General features: G+C 30.6%; 24 protein-coding genes. All 24 read left to right on the top strand.

What is annotated here, in order from left to right; genetic code table 11:
- Positions 1 to 10 precede the first annotated feature (10 nt).
- The 24 genes from IC174_RS02245 to IC174_RS02360 all read left to right on the top strand — a co-directional run bounded on the left by IC174_RS02245 (position 11) and on the right by IC174_RS02360 (position 27,000).
- Complete coding sequence (locus IC174_RS02245) at positions 11 to 706, top strand: DUF5058 family protein (protein WP_227434343.1); 696 nt, start codon at positions 11 to 13, stop codon at positions 704 to 706.
- 12 nt (positions 707 to 718) lie between these two features.
- On the top strand, positions 719 to 1,396 hold the full coding sequence (locus IC174_RS02250) for a hypothetical protein (protein WP_227482053.1): 678 nt from the start codon (positions 719 to 721) through the stop codon (positions 1,394 to 1,396).
- 86 nt (positions 1,397 to 1,482) lie between these two features.
- Positions 1,483 to 3,084, top strand: coding sequence for an amidohydrolase family protein (locus tag IC174_RS02255; RefSeq protein ID WP_227482054.1), 1,602 nt, complete (start codon positions 1,483 to 1,485; stop codon positions 3,082 to 3,084).
- Positions 3,085 to 4,092: 1,008 nt separating this feature from the next.
- Positions 4,093 to 5,418 carry a solute carrier family 23 protein gene (locus IC174_RS02260; RefSeq protein ID WP_227482055.1) on the top strand — a complete coding sequence of 442 codons (1,326 nt, stop codon included), beginning with the start codon at positions 4,093 to 4,095 and terminating at the stop codon, positions 5,416 to 5,418.
- 374 nt (positions 5,419 to 5,792) lie between these two features.
- Positions 5,793 to 6,281 (top strand): (2Fe-2S)-binding protein, encoded by a 489-nt coding sequence (locus IC174_RS02265; protein WP_413927171.1) that lies wholly within the window; start codon positions 5,793 to 5,795, stop codon positions 6,279 to 6,281.
- Positions 6,282 to 6,284: 3 nt separating this feature from the next.
- Entirely contained in the window at positions 6,285 to 8,537 is a 2,253-nt protein-coding gene (locus IC174_RS02270; RefSeq protein WP_227482056.1) for a molybdopterin cofactor-binding domain-containing protein, read from the top strand.
- A gap of 133 nt (positions 8,538 to 8,670) precedes the next feature.
- Positions 8,671 to 9,405 (top strand): SDR family oxidoreductase, encoded by a 735-nt coding sequence (locus tag IC174_RS02275; RefSeq protein ID WP_227482057.1) that lies wholly within the window; start codon positions 8,671 to 8,673, stop codon positions 9,403 to 9,405.
- Positions 9,406 to 9,432: 27 nt separating this feature from the next.
- Positions 9,433 to 10,392 carry a methenyltetrahydromethanopterin cyclohydrolase gene (mch, locus tag IC174_RS02280; RefSeq protein ID WP_227434349.1) on the top strand — a complete coding sequence of 320 codons (960 nt, stop codon included), beginning with the start codon at positions 9,433 to 9,435 and terminating at the stop codon, positions 10,390 to 10,392.
- A 36-nt stretch (positions 10,393 to 10,428) separates the two neighbouring features.
- Positions 10,429 to 11,409, top strand: a complete 981-nt coding sequence (locus IC174_RS02285; RefSeq protein ID WP_227482058.1) for a thiamine pyrophosphate-dependent dehydrogenase E1 component subunit alpha — start codon at positions 10,429 to 10,431, stop codon at positions 11,407 to 11,409.
- Complete coding sequence (locus tag IC174_RS02290; RefSeq protein WP_227434351.1) at positions 11,409 to 12,386, top strand: alpha-ketoacid dehydrogenase subunit beta; 978 nt, start codon at positions 11,409 to 11,411, stop codon at positions 12,384 to 12,386. The genes IC174_RS02285 and IC174_RS02290 overlap by 1 nt, the downstream gene beginning before the upstream one ends.
- A 17-nt stretch (positions 12,387 to 12,403) precedes the next feature.
- Entirely contained in the window at positions 12,404 to 13,669 is a 1,266-nt protein-coding gene (locus IC174_RS02295; RefSeq protein WP_227482059.1) for a dihydrolipoamide acetyltransferase family protein, read from the top strand.
- A gap of 138 nt (positions 13,670 to 13,807) precedes the next feature.
- Positions 13,808 to 15,205 (top strand): amidohydrolase, encoded by a 1,398-nt coding sequence (locus IC174_RS02300; RefSeq protein ID WP_227482060.1) that lies wholly within the window; start codon positions 13,808 to 13,810, stop codon positions 15,203 to 15,205.
- Positions 15,206 to 15,233: 28 nt separating this feature from the next.
- Positions 15,234 to 16,241 (top strand): dihydrofolate reductase family protein, encoded by a 1,008-nt coding sequence (locus IC174_RS02305; protein ID WP_227482061.1) that lies wholly within the window; start codon positions 15,234 to 15,236, stop codon positions 16,239 to 16,241.
- 58 nt (positions 16,242 to 16,299) lie between these two features.
- Positions 16,300 to 17,700 (top strand): dihydrolipoyl dehydrogenase, encoded by a 1,401-nt coding sequence (lpdA, locus tag IC174_RS02310; RefSeq protein WP_227482062.1) that lies wholly within the window; start codon positions 16,300 to 16,302, stop codon positions 17,698 to 17,700.
- A 119-nt stretch (positions 17,701 to 17,819) separates the two neighbouring features.
- Positions 17,820 to 18,167 carry a TIGR03792 family protein gene (locus IC174_RS02315; protein WP_227482063.1) on the top strand — a complete coding sequence of 116 codons (348 nt, stop codon included), beginning with the start codon at positions 17,820 to 17,822 and terminating at the stop codon, positions 18,165 to 18,167.
- 163 nt (positions 18,168 to 18,330) lie between these two features.
- Entirely contained in the window at positions 18,331 to 19,674 is a 1,344-nt protein-coding gene (locus tag IC174_RS02320; protein ID WP_227434357.1) for a uracil-xanthine permease family protein, read from the top strand.
- A 25-nt stretch (positions 19,675 to 19,699) separates the two neighbouring features.
- On the top strand, positions 19,700 to 20,374 hold the full coding sequence (locus IC174_RS02325; protein WP_227434358.1) for a flavodoxin family protein: 675 nt from the start codon (positions 19,700 to 19,702) through the stop codon (positions 20,372 to 20,374).
- 230 nt (positions 20,375 to 20,604) lie between these two features.
- The gene (locus IC174_RS02330) at positions 20,605 to 21,894 is read left to right on the top strand and encodes a hemolysin family protein (RefSeq protein ID WP_227434359.1); all 1,290 of its coding nucleotides are present in this window, start codon (positions 20,605 to 20,607) and stop codon (positions 21,892 to 21,894) included.
- 28 nt (positions 21,895 to 21,922) lie between these two features.
- Positions 21,923 to 22,603, top strand: a complete 681-nt coding sequence (locus IC174_RS02335) for an HAD family hydrolase (RefSeq protein WP_227434360.1) — start codon at positions 21,923 to 21,925, stop codon at positions 22,601 to 22,603.
- A gap of 101 nt (positions 22,604 to 22,704) precedes the next feature.
- Positions 22,705 to 23,238: a putative ABC transporter permease gene (locus IC174_RS02340; RefSeq protein WP_227434361.1), complete on the top strand. Its 534-nt coding sequence runs from the start codon at positions 22,705 to 22,707 to the stop codon at positions 23,236 to 23,238.
- Between the two features lie 195 nt (positions 23,239 to 23,433).
- Positions 23,434 to 24,453 carry a Gfo/Idh/MocA family protein gene (locus IC174_RS02345; RefSeq protein WP_227482064.1) on the top strand — a complete coding sequence of 340 codons (1,020 nt, stop codon included), beginning with the start codon at positions 23,434 to 23,436 and terminating at the stop codon, positions 24,451 to 24,453.
- Between the two features lie 36 nt (positions 24,454 to 24,489).
- Positions 24,490 to 25,461: a Gfo/Idh/MocA family protein gene (locus tag IC174_RS02350; protein WP_227482065.1), complete on the top strand. Its 972-nt coding sequence runs from the start codon at positions 24,490 to 24,492 to the stop codon at positions 25,459 to 25,461.
- Between the two features lie 242 nt (positions 25,462 to 25,703).
- Positions 25,704 to 26,894: a D-alanyl-lipoteichoic acid biosynthesis protein DltD gene (gene dltD, locus IC174_RS02355; RefSeq protein WP_227482066.1), complete on the top strand. Its 1,191-nt coding sequence runs from the start codon at positions 25,704 to 25,706 to the stop codon at positions 26,892 to 26,894.
- On the top strand, positions 26,860 to 27,000 hold the full coding sequence (locus IC174_RS02360; RefSeq protein WP_227434522.1) for a hypothetical protein: 141 nt from the start codon (positions 26,860 to 26,862) through the stop codon (positions 26,998 to 27,000). Before dltD ends, IC174_RS02360 begins: the two co-directional genes overlap by 35 nt.

The raw sequence follows: 27,000 nt of genomic DNA on the forward strand, positions 1-27,000 counted from the left end.
GTTTTTTGCAATGGATTATTTAAAATTAGCCAATCATCCACTTTTGTGGATAGCAAGTACAGTAGCTGTATCAATAGTAGTAGTACAATCTCTTGTATTTGCTATAAAATCTTGTAAAGTTGGGAAGACGATGGGAATAACTGATAAGCAAATAAAATCAGCTATTAAGAGTAGTGCTATTTCAGCTATAGGCCCATCAATGACTATATTTGCTGGGATGGTTTCACTTATAGTAACTATGGGTGGACCTATAGCATGGATGAGATTATCATTTATAGGTTCTGTAATTTTTGAATCTATGTCAGCTGGGTTTGGAACAGATGCTTTAGGGATAACTTTAGGTTCTCCTGAGATGACAAAAGTAGCATTTACAAATGCAGTTTGGACTATGATATTAGGTTCTTTAGGGTGGATAATATTTACATTATTGTTTGGGCATAAGTTAGATAAAATAACGAATGTTATTTCTAGTGGTAAGAAATCATTTATACCAATAATATCTGTAGGAGCAATGTTAGGTTCATTTGCATACCTAAATGCTGATAGAGTGTTGCGTTTTGACAATGGAACAATTGCATGTATAAGTGGAATGATAATAATGGTAATACTTTGTATGATTGAAAAAAAGAAAAATATAAAATGGCTGAGAGAGTGGGGTCTTACAATATCAATGTTTAGTGGGATGATAATAGGTTCAATAATATAAGGGGGGAGTTTTATGAGTAAAGTAAAATCTATATACAATGAAGAGTACTTACCTTTTATGATAAGGTATGGTAGATTGACATTATCTTTAGGTATTATAGCAGCATTAGTTCCTGGAATAATTTTAAGTTTTGGATTTGGTCTTATGCCTCCAATATCAGCATTATTAGCAAGTACAATGGCAATAGTTAGTATGAGCGCACCAAACTACATAATAGAGCCAGTTTCTTATTCACCAATTTTAGGGATACCAGGAACTTATATGAGTTTTCTTTCTGGAAATATATCTAATATGAGACTGCCATGTTCAATAGCAGCTCAAAAAGCAGCAGAAGTTGAATCTGGAACAGAAGAAGGTTCAATAATATCTACTATAGGAATAGCTGTATCTATTCTAGTAAATATAAGTATTTTGACTTTTGGAGTAATTTTAGGAGGAAGTGTGTTGTCTAAAATACCACCTGAAGTAGTAGAAAAATTGAATTTAATCTTACCAGCTCTATTTGGGTCAGTGTTTGGACAAGTTTTTTTACAAGATAAAAAACTAGGATTAGTAGCAATTGTAATAGCTGTATTGACTATTATATTATCAAAGCAAGGTATAATACCACAATCTTTAGTAGTTCTTATATGTGTATTTGGTACTATATTGATTGCAAGAGTTATGCATAAAGATAAACTTAGAGACTAGTAAAATTAAAGAAGTAAAAAGTTTAAAATATAAAGAATTATAGTAAAGGCTACTGCAATAAAATTATATTTTAAGGGGTGAATAATGTGGCATATGATTTAGTTTTAAAAAATGGATTTATAATAGATGGGACTGGAGAAAGTGGTTTTTATGGAGATATAGCTATAAAAAATAATTTAATAGTAAGAATAGATTCTGAGATAAATGATGATACAAATAAAATGATAGATTGTCATAAAAAAGTTGTAACACCTGGATTTATTGACCCTCATGTTCATGAAGAAATAGTAGCAATACTAGATGGTAAATTTGAAAAATTCCTAAAACAAGGTGTTACAACAACTATAAATGGTAATTGTGGTCATTCTATAACACCATATTCTTCTGAGAATATATATGAATATATGTATAAGAATGGTCTATTACTTGAAGAAGAAAAAAAGTATCTTATAGATAAAAATAAGCATTGGGATAGTTTTATAGAATATTGTGATCTTATATCTAAGAGTGGAATAGCTATTAATATGGGATTTTTATTGGGTCATGGGACTATAAGATGGAGTGTTATGGGAGGGTCTAAAGATAGACCTCCTACAAAAAAAGAAAAAAATGAAATTACAGATATAATAAATGATGGCATGAAAAGTGGTGCTTTTGGAATATCTACTGGATTGGCATATATACCAAGTAAGTATGCTGATATTGATGAACTTGTTGATATTGCAAAGTTAATTAAGGAACATGATGGTATATATACATCCCATATTAGAGATTACATAGGAAGATATAATGCAGTAAAAGAAACTATAGAGGTAGGTCAAAAAAGTGGTGCTAGAGTTCAAGTATCACATTTAAGTCCAGTTGAAATAGAAGCCTTTGATGAGATATTAAAAGCTAGATACAATGGTGTTGATATAATGGTTGATACAGTACCAAGAAGTTCTGGACATTGTATGAAGAAAAAAAGAGTACTTCAATTTATTATGGCAATATCATCTAGTTTGTTTGAATTAGGTATGGATGGAGTTATGGATGCTCTTAGTAATGAAGAAGGAAGAGCTTTGATATTAAAAGAGGCATTTATACTTGGAGATAGAGGAAGTATAATACTTCTAAATACCAATGATATTGATATGGAAAAGAAATCAATACGTGAAATAGCTATGCAAAAAGGTATAGATGAGAATAAGTTATTACTAGATTTACTTTTATATGGAGATGAAGAACTTATATTTTGTCTAGGAGGAATGTACAGGGGAGATTTTCCTGATAAATTACATGATAAAAAGATAATAAATAATCCATTTGTTATGGTTGGTTCAGATTGTTTGTTTAGTGTAGGTGGAGATATGTCATGGTTTGAGCTTCAAAGAAGAGGGGCATTTCCAATTTTCTTTGATATGTATAAAAAATCAGGTGTAAGATTGGAAGAAGTAGTAAGAAGGGTAACTTCATTACCAGCTAACCAGTTTAAAATAAAGGATAGAGGTATACTTAAAGAGGGTAAAATAGCTGATATAGCAGTTATTGATATGGAAAACTACAGCTATCCTAGGTCTGAAGAGATTGACTTCTCAAATCCACAGTTATTAGCCAAAGGTGTTGAATATGTAATTGTAAATGGAAAAATTGCATTAGAAGAAGGTAAAGTTACTAAAAATCCATGTGGTGAAGTATTAAAAAGATAGATTATTAAAAAGATAAAGTATTAAAAAATAATAGAAATTTAGAAATTAAATAAATAGCTAGTAAGAAAAAACGAAGTTTGAATATTATTTAAATAAAAATCACTCTTCGTTTTTTTTCGTAATAGTAATAGATATTAATTTATAGCAATAATAAAAAGCATGAGTAATAAGAAATGTACAAAAAATAATTTACTTTTATAATAAAAAATTAAGATTTTTATTTATTGAAATATGTAGAAAAATTGGGAAAATAAATGGTTATAATTTTGAAAAATAAATTTTTTGTAAGTATGTAAAGATAAACTTTTTACAAAAAAATGTTAAAAAAATATCTAATAGAAGAGAATTTAAATATCAGAGAATGAGAAAATAATAAAAAATAATTATTTTTTTTATATATATTAAAATAATATTGTATTATAAAATATATGTACTATGTCTGATTTTATTAAATAAACAATAAAATATTTATATTTATCCAATAATTAAAATTTTTATGATTATTATATATATCTTTATTTATTATATTTACTGAAATAGTGTTATATGGCTAAAATAAGAAGTTGTATATATTTTATAGAAATAAATATTAAACTGAATTTAGATAATAAAATAACAAAAATTTGAAAATTAAAGTATTTTAATACTGATTTTATTCTACAAATTGATTATTATTTTTACTTTAATAATTCTAAATAAAACTAAAATTAAATTGTCAGAATAATCTTGACAGTATAAAATCGTGACTGTATAATACAATTAAAAATCGGATTAATTACCTAGCTTACAAAAAATAAAAATGATGCTAAAAGCAAACGTTTTATTTTTTTAGTAACTAATCCTCCGCCACTCCTTAAATTAGAGCTTTTCTAATTTCAAAATGTATTACTAAAACTTCATAATGTAACTGTGCAATATTTATTAGGCTCTAACTTTTAAGGTTACTAATAATTTATTACATAGCTCCATACATTTGGCGGCAATGGCGGGAGCGATAAGGGGTAAGATATGGAAAATTACAAGTATGGATTTAATGACAAGCCAAAGCTTCTAACAGCAATACCGCTTAGTATGCAACATGTTTTTTCTGCTTTTGCAGGTACTATGTCAGGTGCTATTTTAGTAGCTGTGGGCATGGGTCTCTCACTAAGTGAGACTGCATTTTTGATTCAATGTTCGATGTTGATTGCAGGAGTGAGCACCATACTGCAATCTATGGGAATTGGACCAATAGGGTCACGGTTGCCAATTGTTACTGGTGGAAGTTTCACCTTTGTAGCACCATTAATTGCCTTAAGTACAAATAATGATGTTGGTATTGCTGGAGCTTTTGGAGCAGTACTTGTAGGAAGTCTAGTTTTAACTTTAGTAGGACCTCTTGCAGTAAAATATTTACATAAATATTTTACACCTACTGTTACAGGAAGTGTTGTTTTGGCAGTAGGGTTATCACTTATGAGTTCTTCATTTGACTACGCAGTATCTTTTGATGCTCATGGACCTAATGTAGTTGCTAATTTTTCTTTAGCTATATTCACATTATTATTAACACTTATTTTAAATCAATTTGGAAAAGGTTTTCTAAAAGTAGCATCCATAATAATTTCAATAGTAATAGGGTATGTAGTAGCAATAATATTTGGTATGGTTGACTTTTCTAGTATGGCACAAGCAAATTGGTTTGCAATGCCAAAACCTATATACTGGGGATTGGAGTTCAACTTGGGCGCTATTATAACCATATGTACAATTCATATTGTTACAGTTATGGAAATAATAGGAGATACGACAGGTGTTGTCAGTTCTGTTGAAAACCGTCTACCTACACAAAAAGAATTGATGAGAGCTGTGAGAGCAGATGGAGTTGGAAGTTGTTTTGCAGCCTTGTTTAATGGGCTTCCAGTTATATCAGGTAGTCCAAACATAGGAATAATTTGTATGACAGGAGTTGCAAGTAGGTACATAGTAGCACTTGGAGGAGTAATGTTAGGCGTATTAGCATTTTTCCCAAAGTTTGCCCAGATATTAGCTTTAACACCAGACCCAGTTATTGGAGGAACCTTAGTTATGATGTTTGGAACAATTGCATCATCAGGTATTAAGGTTATTGGAATGGGAAAGATGACAAATCGTAATATAACAATTTTAGCAGTCTCATTGGGCATTGGTATGGGTGGTTATTTTAATCAAGCTGCATTAGCATTTTTACCAAGCCTTGTAGTCACTTTAATGACTGGTATATCTGGAACAGCTTTATTATCTTTAATACTAAATATTGTATTGCCTAAGGAAAAAGAAGATGTAGCGGAAAGTAAAGTAAGTTGTAAAGCTTAGAGAATGTAATTCTAAAGGATATCCAAGAAGGAGCGCCTTGCTTCTATTTTTTTTACCAAAAATAGAATTGAACTTTGAAGGAAACCTAATAGCTTGCATTTGAGCAGAATATAATCTGAAAGGATATCCAAGAAGGAGCGCCTTGCTTCTATTTTTTTTACCCAAAAACCTTAAAAAACTAAATAATCAAAAGATATGATACTCATTTTAATAAAAGTATAATCTGAAAGGATATCCAGGAGGAGCGCCTTGCCCCTCCTTTTTTAACAGTAATTATGGATTTTACTTGTCAAAGGAGAGTAAATAACTTGGATAAATTAATCAAAGATTAAATTTCATAGAAAATATTAAAATTTAAATTATGTGGGGAGAAGGTGGAGATTATAGATGTTATTGAACTTGATATAAATGGCAGATTGAGAAAGGTGAGTATAAAAAAAAGCTGGACTTTACTTTATGTTTTAAGAGAAGTGTTTAATTTAACTGGAAGTAAGTGTGGATGTAGTACTGGTGATTGTGGAGCTTGTAAAATAATTTTAGATGGAGAAGCAGTTAATTCATGTCTGATTCTAGCAAGAAACGCAGTTGGGAAAAAGATATTGACAATTGAAGGGTTGTCAGATGGAATCAATATACATCCAATTCAACAAGCATTTATTGATTGTGGAGCTGTTCAATGTGGATATTGCACTCCAGGGATGATAATGTCGGCAAAAGCCTTACTAGACAAAAATCCAAATCCTTCTGAGGCAGATGTTAGAAAGTCTATAGATGACAATCTTTGCAGATGTACAGGATATGTAAAAATTGTTGAGGCTATACTTTTATCAGCAAAAAGGATGGGGGGTATAAGGGGGGTATAACCTGTGAGTAATAAATTTAAAATTATTGGTGAGAGAGTCCCAATAAGAGATGCTGTACTTAAAGCTACTGGCCAACTTAAATATACTGCGGATATGAAAATTCCAAATATGCTTTATGCTAAGGTTTTATTCAGCCCTATAGCGCATGCAAAAATTAAAAAAATAGACACATCAAAAGCTGAAAAATTAGAAGGTGTAAAAGCCATAGCCACTTATAAAAACTCACCTCAAAAAGCCTTTAATAGTGCCATGAGATTTTATGAACATGAGTTGCCAGAGGTTGAATATATCTTTGATGATACTGTTCGTTTTGTTGGTGATAAAGTTGCAGCTGTTGCAGCTGAAGATTTACAAACTGCTGAAAAAGCATTGAAGCTTATTGAGGTTGAATACGAAGAATTACCATCAGTATTTAATCCAGAAGAAGCAATACAAGAGGGTGCATATCCAATCCATAAAGGTGGAAACAAGCTTGCAGTAAGTGTACAACAGTGTGGAAATATTGAAGAAGCTATGAAAAAAGCTGATTATATTTTTGAAGATAAGTATACACTTCCAGCTATACATCATGGTGCAATAGAAACTCATGTGGCTATTGCAGATTATGATTACAGTGGAAAACTTACTGTTTATAGTCCTAATCAAAATACTTTTGGCTTTAGGATAATCTTATCTAAGTTATTTGAAGTACCAATGAATAAAGTTAGACTAGTAAGTCCAGCTATTGGAGGAGCTTTTGGAGGTAAATTAGAGATTACAATTGAGCCAATTGTAGCATTATTAGCAAAACTATCAGGTAGGCCAGTCAAACTAGAACTTAACAGGAGAGAAACTATTGCTTCAACAAGAACTAGACATGGTGCAGTTGTATATCTAAAAACAGGTGTTATGAAAGATGGTCAAATTGTAGCACAAGATATGAAAGTTCTAACAAATACAGGAGCATATGCATCAAGTGCTTTAAATGTAATTGGAGCAATGAGTCATAAAGTATTTAAAGCATATAAGATTGAAAATATGAGATATACAGGAATACCAGTGTATACAAACACACCAATTGCAGGAGCAATGAGAGGATATGGTTCTCCACAAGCTTTTTTTGCACAACAATCCCAACTAAATAAAATTGCAAAAAAACTAAATATGGATATTTTAGATTTACAGCTTAAGAACTTAGTTGAACCAGATGGAATAGACCAACGATTTAAAAGTCCTCATGGTAATCCAAGACCAATAGACTGTATAAAAAAAGGTGCTGAAATGTTTGACTGGAAAAAACAAATAAGACAGCAAAATGAATCAAATGGTAGGTTTTTAATTGGTGTAGGTATGGCAGTTGGTTCACATGGAAATGGATGCTTTGGGGCACATAGAGATATAACAGCCTTAATGTTGAAAATGAATGAAGATGGTTCAGCTGTATTATATACAGGTACTCATGATATGGGAAATGCATCTGTAAGTGTCCAGGTGCAAATTATATCTGAAGTACTTGGAATAAGCCAGGAAAAAATAGAATGTATACAGGCAGATACAGAAGCATCACCATGGAATTTAGGAGATTATGCAAGTAGAGGAGTTTTTGTATCTGGAAATGCAGCTTTAAAAGTAGCAAACTCAGTAAAAAAAGAACTTTTAAAAGAAGCATCCCAACTCTTAAAAGAGGATGAAGAATATATAGAATTTAAGGACGATAGAGTTTATTCTATCAAAAATAACAACAAACAAGCCACTTTATGCGATGTCATGATACATGCTCAAAGGGTAAGTTTAAGAGAGATTATAGGAGCTGAAACTTTTGCATCTCAAACTGGAGCGAGTTCATATGGTGTACATTTTGCTAAAGTTGAGGTTGATACTAAACTGGCAAGTGTAAGAGTTTTAGAATATGTTGCAGTACATGATGTGGGTAAAGCTTTGAACCCAATGTCTGTAGAAGGTCAGATTGAAGGAGCAATTCAAATGGGAATAGGATATGCGTTAACTGAAGCGCTTGAGTTTGATAATAGAGGAAAAATAAAAGCTAATTCATTTCGCTCGTATCATATGATAAAGGCTAGTGAAATGCCACAAATAAAAGTTGGAATGATAGAATGTGGAGAACCTGGAGGTCCATTTGGAGCTAAGAGTATAGGTGAATGTTCTGTTGTACCATCAGCACCAGCAGTAGCAAATGCAGTAGCAAATGCGTTAAACTGTGATTTTTATAGTTTGCCATTAAAGAAAAATATTTTAATGGATAATATAAATATTTAATGTTGTTTTATACAAAAGAAATTAGTTATACAAAGTAAAAAGATATTTATTTAAAATACTTTAGATATTGAAATGTAAGACATTTTTCTAAATATAAGTTTGAATTATAAGAATGTAGAGGATGTGATGGATTGTGAATTTAAGATTTAAAGATAAGGTTGTTGTGATAACAGGAGGAGGGCAAGGATTAGGAGCAGGATTTGCTTTAGATTTTGCTATTGAAGGAGCAACAGTAGTCTTAATTGGTAGAACTAAAAGTAAATTGGATAATGTTGCAGAAAGAATCATTAAATCTGGTGGTAAAGCCTTTGTTTCAGTTTGTGATGTAAGCAAACCAGAAGAAGTAGAAGTTTGTTTTAGTGAAGTAATAGATAAATTTGAGCGTGTAGATGTATTGATTAATAATGTAGCTCTCCATAAATCAGCTCCAGTAGTTGATACTACAATTGAAGATTGGGATGTTCAGATAAAGACTAATTTAAGTGGAACTTTTTATTGTACTAAGGCTGTTCTTAGAACAATGATTGATAAAAAGTATGGAAAAATAATAAATATTAGTTCTACAGCAGCAAAACATTTTTTTCCGGGTTTTGGGGCATATGCTGCTTCTAAAGGTGGGATGGTAAGTTTTACTCAAACTTTATCAGAAGAAGTAAAAGAGTATGGAATCAATGTAAATGCAATATATTTAGGTATGACTAATACTGAATATACAAGAAAAAGATTTGACTATGATGATGCAGTTACGATACCACTTGAAGAAATGTTGCAAGTGGAAGAAGTATCAAAAGTTGTAACTTTCTTAGCATCTGATGAAGCAAGTCCAATAATGGGAGCTGCAATTGATGTATGTGGGAAGGAGGCATAAATAAAATATATATTGAGAGGTATAAAGATGATAAGTTTAAACAAGAAAGCTATGGTGGTAGTAAGAGAGATACTGGAAGATGCAGAGGCATTAGGGTGTGAAGTTGTTAAGATGGATTGTGGAGCAACTATAATTGATATGGGATTAAATTGTAGTGGAAGCTGGAAAGCAGGTGTTTTATTTACTAGGGCTTCTATAGGCGACCTAGGAACAGTATCATTAGGAGATTTTAAATTAAATGATGAATATTCTTTCTCAGCAGTTGAAGTATTTATAGATAAACCATTGATTGCATGTATGGGTTCACAGATTGCTGGATGGAAACTTGGAGAAGGTGAATTTGCAACTATTGGGTCAGGACCAGCAAGAGCTTTAGCAAGAGTTAAATCAGACTGGTATTTTGAAATGACTCCATATAAAGACACTTATCATGAGGCAGTCCTATGTATCCAAGATATAAAATATCCTAATGATGAAACGGTCTTAGAGGTTGCAAATGCCTGTAAAGTAAAACCAGAAGACACATATATATTAATTTCACCAAGTACATGTATTGTAGCATCAATGCAAGTGTCAGCAAGAATTATTGAGCAAGTATGCCATAAGATGTTTGAAAAAAACTTTGATGCAGGTCAAATTGTACTTGCTAGAGGAAAAGCACCAATCGCACCTGTATTAAAAGATGAACTTAAGACTATGGGAAGAATAAATGATGCATTGATTTATGGTAGTGAAACTGAGTTTTGGGTGGATTCGACTGATACTGCTATTGCAAAAACTATACACCAGTTGGCAGGGAAAACTTCGTCTCCAAATTATGGAGAGTTGTTTGAAGATGTATTTGAGAAGGCAGGAAGAGACTTTTTCTATGTAGACCATGATGTACACTCAATAGGCAAAATACAGATACATAATATAAATACTGGGAAATCATTTTCGGCAGGAGAAATAAATTACTCAGTACTTGAAAAAAGTTTCTTAAAATAAACAACTTAAAAATTTATTGATTCAGGGGGAGATAAGATGGCATTAGGTAAGTTAAGATTAGAAAAATTATACCGTGACATGGTTATGATTCGCAGATTTGAAGAAGTAATAGAAGTATATGCTGCCAATGGAACAATACCAGGATTTGTTCATTTAAGTATAGGGCAAGAAGCTTGTCAAGCAGGCATAGTTGATGCACTTAGAAAAACAGATTATAAATTTCCAGACCATAGAGGTCATGGAACTATAGCACTTTGTGGTACTGACCCAAAACTTGTAATGGCAGAAATTTTTGCTAAGTCTACAGGAATAAATGGTGGTAGAGGCGGTTCAATGCATATAAATGATATTGAATGTAGAAATATGGGGTTTAATGGAATACAGGGTTCAACTATGGTAACTTGTCTTGGTACAGCTTTTGCATCTGTGTATAAAGAAACAGATGATGTTACAGCAGTATTTCTAGGAGATGGAACTTTAGGAGAAGGAACTTGCCACGAAAGTCTTAATATGGCAGCAACATGGAAACTTCCTATAATATATTGCCTACTTAATAATCAATATGCTATATCTACACACTATACAGATTCACATCCTCAAAAAGAATTAAAAACTTGGGGCGAGGGGTATGAGATTCCAAGTTATAGGGTAGATGGAAATGATGTAGAAGCAGTAATTGAGATAGTGGAAATAGCAGCAGATAGGGCAAGAAAAGGTGAAGGACCAACTTTAATAGAATTTCTCACTTATCGCTGGCAAGGTCATTTTGCAGGAGACCCAGCAGCATATAGACCTGAAGAAGAAGTTAAGTATTGGAAAGATAGAGACCCAATCAAGTTAACTAGAAAGATACTTATTGAAAGAGAAGGTATGTCAGATGAATCACTTAAGCAAATAGAAGAAGAAATAGAGGCTGATGTTCAAGAAATGCTGAGATTCTCATTGGAGAGTCCATCACCAGATATTAAAGATGCAGTTACACACACATATGTTGATAGAGAGGTGGAGATAAGATAATGGGAAGAAAACTTTCATATGGAATGGCAATAAATGAAGCACTTCATCAAGCTATGGAAAATGATGATAGAGTTTTTATACTAGGTGAAGATGTAGCTAAAATGGGTGGAGATTTTGGGATTACTAAAGGAATAATGGCTAAGTGGCCAAATAGAATAAAAGATACAGCTTTATCAGAATCAGCTATATTGGGATTATCAAATGGTGCAGCACTTTGTGGACTAAGACCAGTTCCAGAGATAATGTTTGCAGATTTTTTGGGAGTTTGTTTTGACCAACTTGTAAATAATGCAGCAAAATTAAATTTTATGTTCCAAGGAAAAGCACATTGCCCAATTACTGTTCGTGCTGTACAGGGAGGTGGTATACGCTGTGCATATCATCATTCAGTTTGTGCAGAGTCATGGTTTATGAATACACCTGGGCTTGTAGTAGTTTCACCAACAACACCTTATGAAGCTAAAGGGATGTTGCTTTCAGCTATAAAAAACGATAATCCTGTATTATTTTTAGAACATAAAATGCTATACAATGTCAAAGGAGAGGTGCCAGTTGAGCCATATGAAATTCCTCTATATGAAGCTGAGATTGAAAAAACTGGAAGTGATATTACTATAGTAGCTACTCAAATGATGTTAGGGTTAGCACATAAAGCAGCAAGTCAACTTGAAAAAGAAGGGATTAGTGTAGAGATAATCGACCTTAGAACTGTATTTCCTTATGATAAAAAAACTATAGTAGAGTCAGTTGCGAAAACTAGTCGATTGGTTATTGCTCAAGAAGGTCCAAGAGTTGGAGGATGGGCTGCTGAAATATCTGCAATGATAAATGAAGATGTATTTGAGTATCTAAGTGCACCAATAAAAAGAGTTACATCAATTGATGCTCCAGTAGCATATGCACCAGTTTTAGAGGATTTTGTTCTACCAAAATTAGAAAATCTAATTAAGGCTTGTAAGGAAGTTATGCAATATTAGTCAGGGGAGGATAAACAATGATTACAGAGGTTAAGATGCCGAAGTTTGGTCTTTCTATGGAGGAAGGAACAATTGGCACATGGTTGATTGAAGAAGGAAGTGTAGTAAATAAGGGTGATGAAATTTTAGAAGTTGAAACTGACAAGATTACTAATACTGTTGAAGCACCAGAAAGTGGGGTATTGAGAAAAAAATTTTTTGAAGAGGGCGATATTGCTAATTGTGGAGAACTAATTTGTATAATTGCAGAAGCCAATGAAGATATTAGTGGATTTAACTTGATAGATAAAACTGATAATGAAAAAGAGGTAGATATTTTAAGTTTAGAAAATGCAACTAAGAAAAAAGATTTAAATATAGAGAAAAAAATAACTCCGAGAGCTAAAAAAATAGCTGAGGAAAAAGGAATTAACTATTCAAATATAGAGGGTACAGGAATACATGGTTCAATAACAATTGATGATTTGAAAAATTTCATGAACAATAATCCAGTAGAAGAAGTTATGGAAGTCAATCAAAATAAAGTAGTAGAAAAAGAAGTACGGCAAGAAGTTACCAATATTTCTCAAGTTAATAACATTAAGGTAAACATAGGAGAAAATGATTTGGTAACTAAGATGACACCAATGCAAAATGTAATAGCAAAAAAAATGCATGAGAGTTTATTGACAACAGCTCAAACTACAATTGCCACTGAATTAGAAATTACTAACTTATCAAAAGTATATAAAGGATTGAAAGAAAAGTATAAAAAAGTAGGAGTTAAATTAAGTTATACAGCTCTTATAATAAAGGCTGTAGCTGAAGCACTTGAAAATCATCCTAAACTTAGAACACAAATAGTTGATGAAAATCATTTTAAAGTAAGTAGCGAAATTAATATAGGTGTAGCTGTAGATATTCCAAATGGCTTGGTGGTACCTATAATAAAAAATGCAAATTTAAAAGACTTAAAAACAATATGTATTGAACTAAGTGATTTAAGTGATAGAGCTAAAAATAACAAGTTAAATTCTGATGAAATGAGTAATGGAACTATTACTATAACTAACTTAGGGATGTTTGGAATAACATACTTTACCCCAGTATTAAATACACCAGAAAGTGCAATTTTAGGTATTGGAAGTATAATAGAAAAAGTTCTTGTAAAAGATGGTGCATTTTACGCTGGTTCAACAATGAATATGAGTTTAACTCATGACCATAGAGTAGTAGACGGAGCTCCTGGAGCACGTTTTCTTCAAGAAGTCACACAAAATCTTTTAGATTTTAGATGGATGTAATTCAGCCAGATTTAAAGTGATTTTATAGTATACTAGTAATCTGACAGATAGTTTGTTATGCGTTTCTCGAAAGATTTTTTCTCTCCAAACTATCTGTCAAAATTAAGATATAGCAAAAAATTATATGGAGGTTACTACATGAGAAAAGTAGATTTGATAATTAAAAACGCTTATCTAATTTCAATGAATAATGAGAGGGAAATACTAAATGATGCTTGTATAATAATTGAAAAGAACAAGATAATTGATATAGGAAAGAAGAATTTACTAGAAAAATACATCTCTGAAAAAATTATAGATGCTAGAGGTAAATTTGTTTTACCTGGATTTATAAGTACTCATTCTCATCTATTTCAGACTTTGCTAAAGGGATTAGGAAGAGATAAATTATTGTTAGACTGGCTTGATAGCTCTGTTAGAAGAGCTATACATAAAATAGATGAAGAATGTTGCTATTATGCAGCTTTAACAGGATGTATAGAAGCAATTAGAACAGGTACAACTACTATACTTGACTATATGTACTGTCATGGAAAAGAAGGTCTTGATGATAGTATAATTCAAGCATTTGAAGACTTAGGAATAAGAGGAATACTTGGTAGAGGATTTACAGATACAAGTAAATTCCCAAAAGAATTTGGTTGTACCTATCATGATACAGAACAAAAGTTTTTTGATGATGTCAGAAGATTAGAGAAAAAATATAGAGACCACTCGAGAATAAGTTTAGCATTAGCTCCTGGTATTATATGGGATAACACAGAAGAAGGATACAAAGAAATGAGAAATATAGCCAATGAGCTTCATATTCCAATAACTATGCATTTACTTGAGACTAAGGACGATGATAAATACTGTTTAGAAGATAGAGGTATGAAGACTGTGCCATATCTTGAAAAAGTAGGAATTTTAGGGCCTGACTTTATTGCAGTCCACTGCATACAAATGTCAGATGAAGATATAGAGTTATTTAAAAAATATGATGTTAAAATATCTCATAATCCAGTATCTAATATGGTTCTAGCAGCAGGAGTAGCACCAATTCCAAAGCTTATTGAAAATGGATTGACTATAAGTTTAGCTTGTGATGGCTCAGCGAGTAATGATACTCAAAATATGTTAGAAGTAATGAAAATGACTACATTATTACAAAAAGTTACTCATAGAGATGCAAAGCTTTTACCTTCGTCAAGTGTACTGGAAATGGCAACACTTGGAGGAGCAAAATCCATAAATAAATTAGACTGCTTAGGGTCAATAGAGATAGGAAAAAATGCTGATATTATAATTTATAATCCATATAAAAGTGCAATTTCTATACCAGTTCACGACCCAATTAGTTCATTAATATATTCATCTACTCCAAATAATATAGAAACTTCTATTATAGATGGAAAAGTAGTTATGGATAAGAATCAAATAGTTAATATAGATGAAGAAAAAGTAATCTATAAAACTCAAAAAATATCAAGTAAGTTAATAGAGGATGTTGGTCTAGGAAATATGCAATGGGGAAAAAGAATTTATGGATTATAAAAAATAATTGAGAGAAGGTGGTCAAAGTATGAATAAGCTTGAGTTTTTCAATATACCAAAACATAACTTAAAAATAAATGTATTAAATAGAAATGAAAAGATATTAGACAATATAAAAGAAGAATCTAATGAAAATATCTGTATACCAGATGCTTTAGAGTATTATACAGAGTTGTTTTTTCCAAAATCAAAAGATAAAAGACCATATATATTTTCATCTATGGTGCTTTCATCTGATGGAAAAATGGCATATGAAGACAATAAAGCAGGCCCTTTAATTGGAAAAAATAATTTTGTTGATCCAGATGGAGCCTTGGCAGATTTTTGGGTTTTAAATGTTCTAAGAGCATATTCAGATGCTGTAATTATAGGGGCTAGAACGTTGCAAAATGAACCTGGGATAACATGCCATGTATTTGATGAAAGTTTGACACAGCAAAGAAAAGACTATTTAAATAAAAAATATCAGCCATGTGGAGTAGTAGTTTCTTTTGATGCTAGAGATATTCCATTTGACCATTATACATTTAGAGTTGATAAGAGTCAGGAATATAAAATGGTTATAGCCACATCTCCAAATGGTTGGGATTATATAAAAGAAAATTCTCCTTTAAAACACATATGTATAGGGAGTTTTAATTCAATTAAGGATGTTGATGATTATAAATTTGAAGAATTATACAAAGATTTTGATGTTTGTCCTGTAATTGTTACTGGTAAAGATAGTACTCCAGACTCTAAGATATTACTTTATGTACTTAAAAATCTAGGGATAGAAAAAATGTGTATCGAATCTCCTTCATACTGTACTCACCTAATTGAAAATGAATTATTAGACGAATATTTTATGAATTATTCCATGGTATTTGTTGGTGGAAAAATGACTCCAGGCTGTACAACAGCTTATAGCCATTTAGAACATCCACATTCGGAACTATTGATAGTAGGAATGCATAGAAATAATTTTATTTTTACACGTCAGAAACTTTGCTATGGTATTAAAAATCAAGTAGATTTAACAAGCTATAAATATTGATACTAAAATTTTAATTATAGATATTAATATCTATAACTTAAAAGGAGGAAAAATAAATATGAACGCTGATTTAATCGTAATTGGTGGTGGTCCAGGTGGGTATGTTGCAGCGATTCGAGGAGCTCAACTGGGGTTAAAAGTTATAATTGTAGAAAAGAATGAATTTGGAGGTACTTGTCTAAATACAGGTTGTATTCCTACAAAGACACTATTTAAAGATGCACAGGTTTTAAATTATTTTAATCATGCTGAAGAATATGGGATAAAAGTTGATGAATATAAATTAGACTTGGAAAAAGTTCAGAAAAGAAAGAAACATATAGTTAAGACCTTAACTAGTGGTGTAAAAGGATTATTAAAAGCAAATAAAGTGACTGTAGAAAAGGGAGAAGCAAAGTTAATAAGTAAGGATTCTGTAGAGATAAAATTAGAAGATGGCTCAAAGAAGATAATTAAAGGAAAAAATATTTTAATTGCATCTGGTTCAAAATCTTCTAAGCCTCCTATTAAAGGGATTGATTTGGAGGGAGTAATAACAAGTAAAGAAGCTTTAGAAATAACTAAGTTGCCTCAGAAATTAGTAATAATTGGAGGTGGAGTTATAGGAATTGAGTTTGCAGGAATTTTAAATGAATTTGGTTCAGATGTAACTATAGTTGAGTTCTTGAATAATATAATTCCTATGGTTGATAATGAGGTATCTAGTAGGTTAACTAAACTACTTAATAAAAGGGGGATTAAAATACTACTTTCATCAAAAGTAGAAGAAATATCTAAGAGTGATAAAGAACTAGTAGTAGATATAAATCAGAATGGAGAAAAAACAAAGATTGCTTGTAATAATGTACTTATATCTACAGGAAGAGAGTTAGATGTAGATGGACTAAATCTAGATAATTTAGGCATCAAATATGATAAAAAGGGAATAAAAGTCGATGAAAATTACTGTACATCTGTACCAGGTATTTATGCAATTGGAGATGTAATTGGAGGAATAATGCTTGCACATGTTGCATCTGAAGAAGGCAAAGTAGTTGTTGAACGAATTGTAGGGGAAAAAACAAGTGTAGATTATGACTTAGTACCAAATTCCATTTTTACTTTTCCAGAGGTATCTACAGTTGGATTGTCTGAAGAAGAAGCCAAAAATAAAAACTTAGACTATGTCGTTGGTAAATTTCAGTTTTCTGGTAATGGAAAAGCTCTTACAATGAATGATTCAGATGGTATGGTTAAGGTAATTGCTTCAAAAGATAAGACTACAATATATGGGGTTCATATCATAGGGCCTAATGCTAGTGATTTAATTCATGAAGCTGTAATTGCAATGAAAGCAATGTTGACAGTTGAAGAAGTTGTAAGTACTATGCATGGACATCCAACCTTATCAGAAGCTTTTGCAGAAGCTACTATGGGAATAGTAGGTAAAGCAATACATGTACCTCCTGCTAGAAGGTAGTCTTGCAAGAAGTAAAAATAAAGAGTGGTTATATGCAAGAATATTATGTTGAAAGTACTTAAATGTAAAAAGCATTTAAATAAAAAAGTAGTCAAATATTAAAGAGGGAAGTATATAATATGAAATTAAAATCATTTGAAAGACCTTTATTTATTGAAGAGCTAACTTTTAGGATAGATACTAAATTAATAGAAAAGTACTTACAATTAGATTATGAGATTTGGATTAAAGGTCTAGAATTATTAGAAGGATTTGCTGGTTCTGAGATATGGATTAGTGAAAGTAATCCAGAAGAAATAACATCAATAATATATTGGACAGATTACAAGTACTATAAAAATATTGATAAAGATTGGTTAAGTGATAGAAAGAAAAGAATGTCTGAATTAATGGGAGAAGGAAATTTAGAGTTTGTAAGAGCAGAGCATGATGTCAATAAAAAGTATAAACTTAGAGAATATAAATAATAAGATTAAGTGCACTAAACAACTATACATAAATAATATTTTAGTTAAAATAAATATCATTTAAGTTAAGAATTAACTAGATTAAGATGTGTATAGCTCAAAATTAATTGTTAATAAATTCATGGTCGTAAAGAAAAATAAAATTTATGGGAGGATTTATTTTATGAAAGAGCACGATACATCAAAATTTCATCTAGAGGGAAAACCGCCTTTTAAGGAAGCTTTACCTTTAGGATTACAGCATTTTGTTTCAATGATAGCTGGTAATATGGTTCCAGCTATGCTTATATCGAATATAGTAGGGCTTGATAAACAGATGTCAACTATGCTTATGCAAGGTGCTATGTTGGTAGCTGGAATAGCAACTTTACTACAATTGTACTCAATACCACTATTTAAAGGGCATAGGCTTGGTTCAAAGCTTCCTGTAATAATGGGAACAAATTATGTGTTTTTAGGTGCATGTCTTTCAGTAGCTGGCAAATATGGGCTTAAAGCTCTTTTTGGAGCTCAAATTGGAGGGGCAATAGTAGTGTTTTTTATAGCCTTTGGAATTAAGAAGATAAGACATTTATTTACTCCAATTATAGCAGGTACAATGATTGCCTGTATGGGTATTAGTCTATTTCCAACCGCTGTAAAAAATTTAGCTGGGGGAGAAGGCTCAGCCACATTTGGAGAACCTATAAATTTCGCAATAGGACTTATAGTTGTTGTAGTCATAATTTTGCTTATGAAATTTGGCAAGGGTTTGGTTCAAGATGCTGCAATTTTAATAGGTATAATATTTGGTTATTTAGTATCACTTGCATTTGGATTGGTTGATTTTTCTGCAATTCAAGGGACATCAATACTTTCTTTTCCAAAGCCATTGGCATTTGGTCTAGAATTTAGACTTGATTTAATATTAATGTTTGCCATTTTATTTATGGTAGCTATAGCTGATATGATGGGAGCAGCAACAATTGCTACAATGGGAGCTATGAATAGAGAGGTTACAGATAAAGAATTAGAGTCTGCTACAATGGGAAATGCATTAACATCTATAATTGCATCTGTATTTAGTTCAATACCAACAGGAGTATTTGGTCAAAATGCTGCAATCGTAGCTATAAATAAAGTTACTAGTAGATTTGTATTGTCAATTACAGGAGTAGTATTAATTTTAGTTGGATTTTCGCCATTATTGGGTGCAATAATAACTACTATACCTTCATGCATAATAGGAGGGGTCGCTTTAATCGTATTTTCATCAATTGCTATGGCTGGTTATGATATGATAAGTCAATGTGGATTTACGTCAGATAACAATCTTATAGCAGGAGTTTCAATTACCTTAAGTATAGGTATAACTTCAGTTCCTCAGACTTTAGAAAAGTTTCCAGAGATTATTAGAACCTTAGTTGGAAATTCTTGTATAGTATCAGTATTTATTGTAGCAATGATAATTAAATATATATTATCAATAAAATCGAATAAGTCTAATGATATAAACATAGAGGCTTAAATTAAAATTTGTGGGAGGTATAGTTATGGCTAAGATACTAGGAATATGTGGAAGTCCAAGAAAAGGAGCAACTGAATATGCAATACTACAAGCTTTAGAGGAAGCTAAAGAAATACCAGGAATAGAAACTGACTTTTGGACTGTAAGAGGAAAAAATATAGGTCCATGTATACATTGTGATGCTTGTATGAGAAAAGCAGAAAAATGTACTATACAAGATGATATGGGCGAACTAGAAAAAAAATTGCTAGAAGCAGATGGATTTATAATAGGTTCTCCTGTTTATGATATGGGAATAACTGCTCAATTGACTGCTGTGTTAAATAGATTAAGACATATGTATTTAGTACATGGATGTAATTTGCAAAATAAAGTAGGAGCTGCTATAACTACTGGTGGAACTAGATATGGTGGACAAGAAATGGCCAGATTACCAATAATAAATTTCTTTTTAATGCATGAGGTATTGGTAACAGGAGGACTTATTGGAGGATACACTGGTGCTAGTATTTGGAGTAAAGATGCAAAAGAACAAGGTGCAAAAGATGATGAAGTAGGCATGAATACGATAAAAAGACTTGGGAGAGGTCTAGCAGAAGCTGTTAAAATATCTAAATATGGTCTTGAAAAATGGAATATTGAAAAAGAAGAATTAGGAATAACAAGTGAAACTGAAAAAAGTCCTGTAAAAGACCACTAAAATTTATATTGCCCATACGTAAAATTTAATTAGCCCCTCTTAATATATGATACAACCCATCATAAATATTAAGAGGGGTAATTTTGTATTTAAAATTATTTGTAATAAAATAAGATATATTAATAAATATGATAGAATATATATTATAAATTAAATTTTATAAATATAAGGGGGGAACTTTGAGTTCTTATAAATTTCTTATGTTATAAGATTATAAGGGCCAATATTTTATGCGGGAGTTATTAAATGTAACACTTATAATAGTACTTGTTTTAATAAATGCATTTTTTGTAGCTTGTGAATTTGCTATGGTAAAGCTTCGTAGTTCTAGGATAGATACTATGATAGCTGAAGGTAATAATAATGCTAAAAGGTGCAAAATAATAAAAGATAATCTAAATTCCTATCTTTCTGCATGTCAACTTGGGATAACACTTTGTTCACTTGCACTAGGATGGATGGGAGAATCTACAGTTAAAGAGTTAATATTGCCAATAATAAGTATATTTAATCTTAGTGAAAGTGTTATATATACAATATCAATTTCTATTTCCTTTTTAATTATAACAATGGTAGAAGTTGTAATAGGGGAGCTTGTTCCTAAAGCCTTAGCACTTTATAATACAGAGAGAATAATGCTAAGTACATCTTTTTTGTTGATTGGATTTTATAAATTGACATACCCAATAATATACTTTTTTAATCTAAGCACTGATTTATTTCTTAAGCCATTTGGATATTCACAAGCAGATGAAGTTGATGAGCCACATACAGGTGATGAAATAAGATTATTAGTTGAAGAAAGCTATAAAAGTGGGCTTATAGATGAATCAGAGCAAAGATTAGTTGACAATATTTTTGAATTTGAAGAAAAGAAAATTAGAGAGATAATGGTACCTAGAACTGATATGATTTGTATATATGAAAGTGACTCGGAGGAAAAGATATTATCTATTTTGAGAGATGAAGGTGTTACTAGGTATCCAGTATGTAAGAAAAATAAAGATGATATATTAGGATTTGTACATATAAGAGATTTGTATAATCAAAAAATAAACAGAAATAAAATTGAACTAGGAGAAATACTTAGAGATATTATATATATATCAGAAAATTGTACTATAGATAAGGCTCTTGAGAAATTAAGAAAAGAAAAACTCCAACTTGCTATAGTGGTAGATGAATATGGTGGTACATCTGGTGTAGTAACAATTGAAGATATACTGGAAGAGATAGTAGGAGAAATTCAAGATGAATTTGATAAAGAAGAAACTCATATTAAGAAAATAGGAACAAGTTCTTACTTAGTTGATGGAACTGAATCAATCAATGATATCAATAAATACTTTGGGCTTGATATAGAACATGATGGATTTGATAGTATAGGTGGTTGGATATCCTATATGCTTGGTTCAAACATTAAAGTAAATCAAAGTGTAACTTTTGAAAATTACAATTTTACTATATTAGAATTGGATAAATTGAGGGTTGTAAAATTAATCATAAAAAGTGTAATATAATTATATCAAAAAATATTGGAGGAATTGTATGCAAAAAGTAGAAGGAATTATTTTTGATATGGATGGAGTTTTGTTTGATTCAGAGAGAATCTCTCTTGAATTTTGGATAGAGACATTTGAAAAGTATGGATACACTATGACTAAAGAAATATATACATCTGTTATGGGAAGGAATCGTAAAGGGATAATAGAAGGTCTTACTAAGATATATGATAGCTCTGTGCCGATATTAGATTTGTATGATGAGAAAACTAAAAATATGATTGAATTTATGGATAGAGAAGGAGCTCCTATCAAATTAGGAGTTAATGAATTAATATCTTTTTTAAAGAAAAATGGGTATAAAATGGCAGTTGCAACTTCTACAAAACGAGAAAGAGCAGTTAAAAGATTAGCCAAAGCAAATTTAAAAGAATACTTTGATGCTATAGTTTGTGGAGATGATGTTGTAAACTCTAAGCCAAATCCAGAAATATTCTTAAAGGCAGCCAAAAAGATAAATGTTAATCCAGAAAATTGCATTGTTATAGAGGATTCCCCTATGGGAGTAGAGGCTGCTTATAATGGGGGTATAAAATGTATAAATGTACCTGACTTAAAAGAGCCAGATGAACAAATTAAAGAACAATCACATAAGATACTTGAAAATTTATTGGAAGTTAGAGAATACCTAAAAAGTTTAGAATCTAAAGAATGTTGTAGCCTATAATATGAAATATTAAATCAAAGAATTTAAATTTAATTTCTTTGATTTAGAATAAATCCATGAATATGAGAAAAAATAATTATAAACAATTAGGAGGAATATTCATGGATAGTGTAGGTTCTCTATTATATTTTTTATTTAATTTTTTCTTGTATGGTTTTATAGGTTGGATAATTGAAAATTTATATAGTTATTTTACTCAAGGTCATTTTCAAGAAGATGGATTTTTGAATGGTCCATTTAAACCAATGTATGCAATTGCAATGTCTATTATAATAGAGGTCTCAAGGTTTATTGACCCAAATAATATATTTGCATTGCTTTTACTATGTTTAGTAGTGCCAACAACAGTAGAGTACATCACAGGCATAATTATGAAGGTATATTTTAATAAGGTATATTGGGATTATTCAGATTATAAGTACAATAATAGAGGAATAATATGTTTAAAATTTTCTATGTACTGGACTATATTGACTTTTATTGGAGTAAGGTATCTTCAAGTGTATGTAGTTGATAATTTATATAGTTTAATAATACCTTATTGGCCAATTATAGCAACTGTATTATTGATAGCATTGTTTGTGGATGAAATTTTTACTATAAAATTCCTGAGAGGAAATAGAGATATAATATAACTTTAGAAGTATAAGGTAAGTTTAGATTGTAGTTAAAAGAAAGCTATGCTAAAATGGTGAAATCATTTAAAGTTAGCTTTCTTTTTTATTTGATGAAGTTAACATTCTAATAAGTTTCAAAAGTTTATATAGAGTATTATTTATTATATGGTATTACTTATTTAAAATAAATTATAAAAAATGAGGAGTGTTTGAATGGTGAGTAAAATAAGATTTTGTATTATTGGTACAAGTAATATATCAAAACTATTTTTAAGAGCTGCATCTAGGATTGAAGAGTTTGAACTAGTTGCTGTATATTCAAGAGATTTAGAAAAAGCTAAGGAATTTGGAAAGATGCATGGGGCAAGTCTGTTTTTTGACGATTTAGAAACCATGGCTAAATCAGATGGTATAGATGCTATATACATAGCTTCTCCAAACGCAATGCATTCAAAACAAGCTGTTACCTGTTTAAAACACAAAAAACATGTGTTGTGTGAAAAATCATTAGCATCTAACTTAGAGGAAGTAAAATTAATGATAAAGGTTGCAAGGGACAATAATGTATTGCTTATGGAAGCTATGAGAATTACATGTGTTCCAAATTTTAAAGCAGTTAAAGAAAATTTACATAAGATAGGTAAAATAAGAAGATTTTTTGGAAGCTATTGTCAGTATTCTTCAAGATATGATAAATATAAAAATGGAATTATAGAAAATGCATTTAAAAAAGAACTGTCAAATGGTTCATTGATGGATATTGGAGTGTACTGCATACACCCTATGATAAATCTATTTGGTGCTCCAAAATGTGTGAAATCATTTTCTCATATGCTTCAAACTGGAGTAGATGGAGAAGGTTTGGCTATATTCCAATATGATGGTATGGATGCAGTAGTTCAGTATTCTAAAATAGCTGATTCTTACATACCATCTGAGATACAAGGAGAAAAGGGAAGTATAATAATTGAAAGACTTAATTTGTTTGAAAGGGTGGTTATTAGATATAAAGATGGAACTGAAGAAGATATATCTATTTTAAAGGAAAAAGAAGAAGAGAAACCTAGAGAAATAGAAGGAATATATCATGAACTTATTGAGTTTATAACTCTTATAAATAATAATAAAATAGAGTCTGGTATAAACTCACATGAAAATTCAAAGATAGTAATGGGAATTATGGATGAGATAAGAAGACAAGGAAAGATTGTCTATCCAGCTGACAGTCTGTAATTTATTTAAAAATATATAGGATATGAGGTGGTAAATATGGAGAATATAAATTGGGCTATATTGGGTCCTGGAACTATTGCATCAGAATTTGCACAAGCTATGAGTGAGGTGAATTGTAAAGTGTATGCTGTTGCTTCAAGAAGTCTTGAAAGAGCAAAAAACTTTGCAAATAAGTTTGATATAGAAAATGTGTATGATGATTATGATAAAATGCTAGAGAATAAGAATATAGATGTAGTGTATATATCTACTCCACATTGCAATCACTATGAATATATAATGAAAAGTCTAAAAAATGGTAAACATGTGTTGTGTGAAAAAGCTATAACAGTAAATGGAAGTCAACTAACTGATATTATAACTTTAGCTATTGAAAAGAACTTAATAGTAGCAGAGGCGATGACTATTTATTATATGCCTTTATATAAAAAATTAAAGGAGATAGTAGAGTCTGGAAGTTTGGGAAAAATTAAAATGATACAAGTATCCTTTGGAAGTTGCAAGGATTATGATGTTAATAATAGATTTTTTAGTCAAGATTTAGCTGGTGGGGCATTGCTTGATATTGGTACATATGCACTTTCATTTGCTAGGTACTTTATGTCATCTCAACCGAATGAAATTTTAACAACTGTTAAGAAATTTGAAACAGGTGTGGATGAACAATCTGGAATAATTTTAAAGAATTCTGAGAATGAGATGGCTGTAATATCATTAACTATGAGAGCTAAGATGCCAAAAAGAGGTATTCTTGCATGTGAATTAGGATTTATAACTGTAGAAAATTTCCCAAGAGCATCAAAAGCTACAATAACTTATACAGATGGTGGAAGAATTGAAACTCTAGAATATGGTGATACAGAAAAAGCTTTAAAGTATGAAATTGAATATGTCAATAATTGTATATTAAATAAAATAAAAGCCAATACTCTAGAATCATCTATAGATGTCATGAATTTAATGGATGAAATAAGAAAGCAATGGGGATTAAGATATACTTTTGAGTAAATTTAATTTTAAAATAAGTTAAATTGTATACACAATTAAGTATTAAAATGTCAAATTATAAAAAGAAGAAAATCACTAAAAAGATTCCTTTTTCAGTGATTTTCTTCTTTTTTTTTACAAATTTGTAACAGAATAAAAAAAAGTTTTGGAGATTTTATTACAATTTTGTAGTTGAATATATACATTAAAACTAATATGATTAATAATAACATAAATTTGAATATTTTTAGAGGAGAGAAAATATGAGAAAATTGATATACTTTATTACACCATTTATAATAGGCGTAGTATTTTTATTTGGGTTAGACAAATTTCTTGATTCTAAAACTGATGAACTTTTGAGGGAGAAAAATCTACTTCCAATTATGGATGATACTTTAAGTGATATAAAGGATAAAGGTGTTACAGCAAATAATCATTTTTTGAGAGAAAAAGATATTATGATTTTGGGGTCATCAGAACTTAGTAATTCAACAAAACAACATCCAAAGTACTATTTTAATACAGATAGGAGCAAAAACAAAGTATTTGCAATTGGTAGAGCTTATACTCAGACATTACAAGATGCTGCAGTGTTAGGAAGTATGAATCCTAATATTGATAATAAGAAGGTTGTCTTGTTAATTTCTATGCAATGGTTTATGGAAAAAGATGGAGTCACAAGTCACCATTACCAGTCTAGGTTTTCACCAATACAATTTTATCGTTTTTTAGATAATCCAAAGATATCTAAACAAAATAAGATTGAATATATAAAAAAATCAAGTAAGCTTTTATGGGGTAGTGACGAATATAAGGCAGAAGCATTGTATGCCAAGCTATATGAACCTAAGACAGTGTATGAGAAAGCTGAGAAGGTGTTATTAGAGCCTTATTTTCAAGGGAGAAAATACTGTATAGAGCTTAAAGAAAAAGGGATACTTTATAAGAAATTAATTAGGCTAGATAAACACAAAAAAGAAGGAAGAAAAAAAACTATAAATTGGTCACATGAGAAAAAGAAAGCTATTGAAGATGCTAAGAAGAGAGTAGGTAACAATCCTCTAAACATTGACAAGTATTATTACAATGAGCATTTTAAAGATGGTCTAGAGCAATATAGAGGAAGAGACAAGGGCATAGACTTAGTAACATCTAAGGAATTTGAAAGTTATAAGCTTTTATTAAATGTATGCAAGGACTTAGATATTAAACCAGTTGTTGTACTAATTCCAAGTATGGGCAAATTCTATGATTTAACTGGTATCTCTGAGAAAGAAAGAAATCAGTTTTATGATAAGGCACAGAATATAGCAGAAAGTAAAGGCTTTGAAGTTATGAATCTTAAAGATAAAGGTAAAGAGAAATATTATTTAAGAGATGTAATGCATCTTGGAACGAAAGGATGGGTAGATGTCTGTGAGAGATTATTTAAAATATTTAAAGAGCAATAAAGAATTAGTAACTAGTATTTGTTTAACTATGATTATAATATTGGCAATAGGTGTTTTAACATTTACACCATTTAAAGAGTTGCCATTTATTTATAATGGATTTTAA

The sequence above is a fragment of the Clostridioides sp. ES-S-0001-03 genome (genome assembly GCF_020676075.1).
In the GTDB taxonomy this organism is placed as follows: Bacteria; Bacillota; Clostridia; order Peptostreptococcales; family Peptostreptococcaceae; genus Clostridioides.

What these genes read in the sequence shown, in the direction of transcription:
- IC174_RS02245 (WP_227434343.1), top strand. Translation starts at nt 11, where the DNA reads ATGGATTATTTAAAATTAGCCAATCATCCACTTTTGTGGATAGCAAGT.
- IC174_RS02250 (WP_227482053.1), top strand. Translation starts at nt 719, where the DNA reads ATGAGTAAAGTAAAATCTATATACAATGAAGAGTACTTACCTTTTATG.
- IC174_RS02260 (WP_227482055.1), top strand. Translation starts at nt 4,093, where the DNA reads ATGGAAAATTACAAGTATGGATTTAATGACAAGCCAAAGCTTCTAACA.
- mch (WP_227434349.1), top strand. Translation starts at nt 9,433, where the DNA reads ATGATAAGTTTAAACAAGAAAGCTATGGTGGTAGTAAGAGAGATACTG.
- IC174_RS02285 (WP_227482058.1), top strand. Translation starts at nt 10,429, where the DNA reads ATGGCATTAGGTAAGTTAAGATTAGAAAAATTATACCGTGACATGGTT.
- IC174_RS02290 (WP_227434351.1), top strand. Translation starts at nt 11,409, where the DNA reads ATGGGAAGAAAACTTTCATATGGAATGGCAATAAATGAAGCACTTCAT.
- IC174_RS02295 (WP_227482059.1), top strand. Translation starts at nt 12,404, where the DNA reads ATGATTACAGAGGTTAAGATGCCGAAGTTTGGTCTTTCTATGGAGGAA.
- IC174_RS02300 (WP_227482060.1), top strand. Translation starts at nt 13,808, where the DNA reads ATGAGAAAAGTAGATTTGATAATTAAAAACGCTTATCTAATTTCAATG.
- IC174_RS02305 (WP_227482061.1), top strand. Translation starts at nt 15,234, where the DNA reads ATGAATAAGCTTGAGTTTTTCAATATACCAAAACATAACTTAAAAATA.
- lpdA (WP_227482062.1), top strand. Translation starts at nt 16,300, where the DNA reads ATGAACGCTGATTTAATCGTAATTGGTGGTGGTCCAGGTGGGTATGTT.
- IC174_RS02315 (WP_227482063.1), top strand. Translation starts at nt 17,820, where the DNA reads ATGAAATTAAAATCATTTGAAAGACCTTTATTTATTGAAGAGCTAACT.
- IC174_RS02320 (WP_227434357.1), top strand. Translation starts at nt 18,331, where the DNA reads ATGAAAGAGCACGATACATCAAAATTTCATCTAGAGGGAAAACCGCCT.
- IC174_RS02325 (WP_227434358.1), top strand. Translation starts at nt 19,700, where the DNA reads ATGGCTAAGATACTAGGAATATGTGGAAGTCCAAGAAAAGGAGCAACT.
- IC174_RS02330 (WP_227434359.1), top strand. Translation starts at nt 20,605, where the DNA reads ATGCGGGAGTTATTAAATGTAACACTTATAATAGTACTTGTTTTAATA.
- IC174_RS02335 (WP_227434360.1), top strand. Translation starts at nt 21,923, where the DNA reads ATGCAAAAAGTAGAAGGAATTATTTTTGATATGGATGGAGTTTTGTTT.
- IC174_RS02340 (WP_227434361.1), top strand. Translation starts at nt 22,705, where the DNA reads ATGGATAGTGTAGGTTCTCTATTATATTTTTTATTTAATTTTTTCTTG.
- IC174_RS02345 (WP_227482064.1), top strand. Translation starts at nt 23,434, where the DNA reads ATGGTGAGTAAAATAAGATTTTGTATTATTGGTACAAGTAATATATCA.
- IC174_RS02350 (WP_227482065.1), top strand. Translation starts at nt 24,490, where the DNA reads ATGGAGAATATAAATTGGGCTATATTGGGTCCTGGAACTATTGCATCA.
- dltD (WP_227482066.1), top strand. Translation starts at nt 25,704, where the DNA reads ATGAGAAAATTGATATACTTTATTACACCATTTATAATAGGCGTAGTA.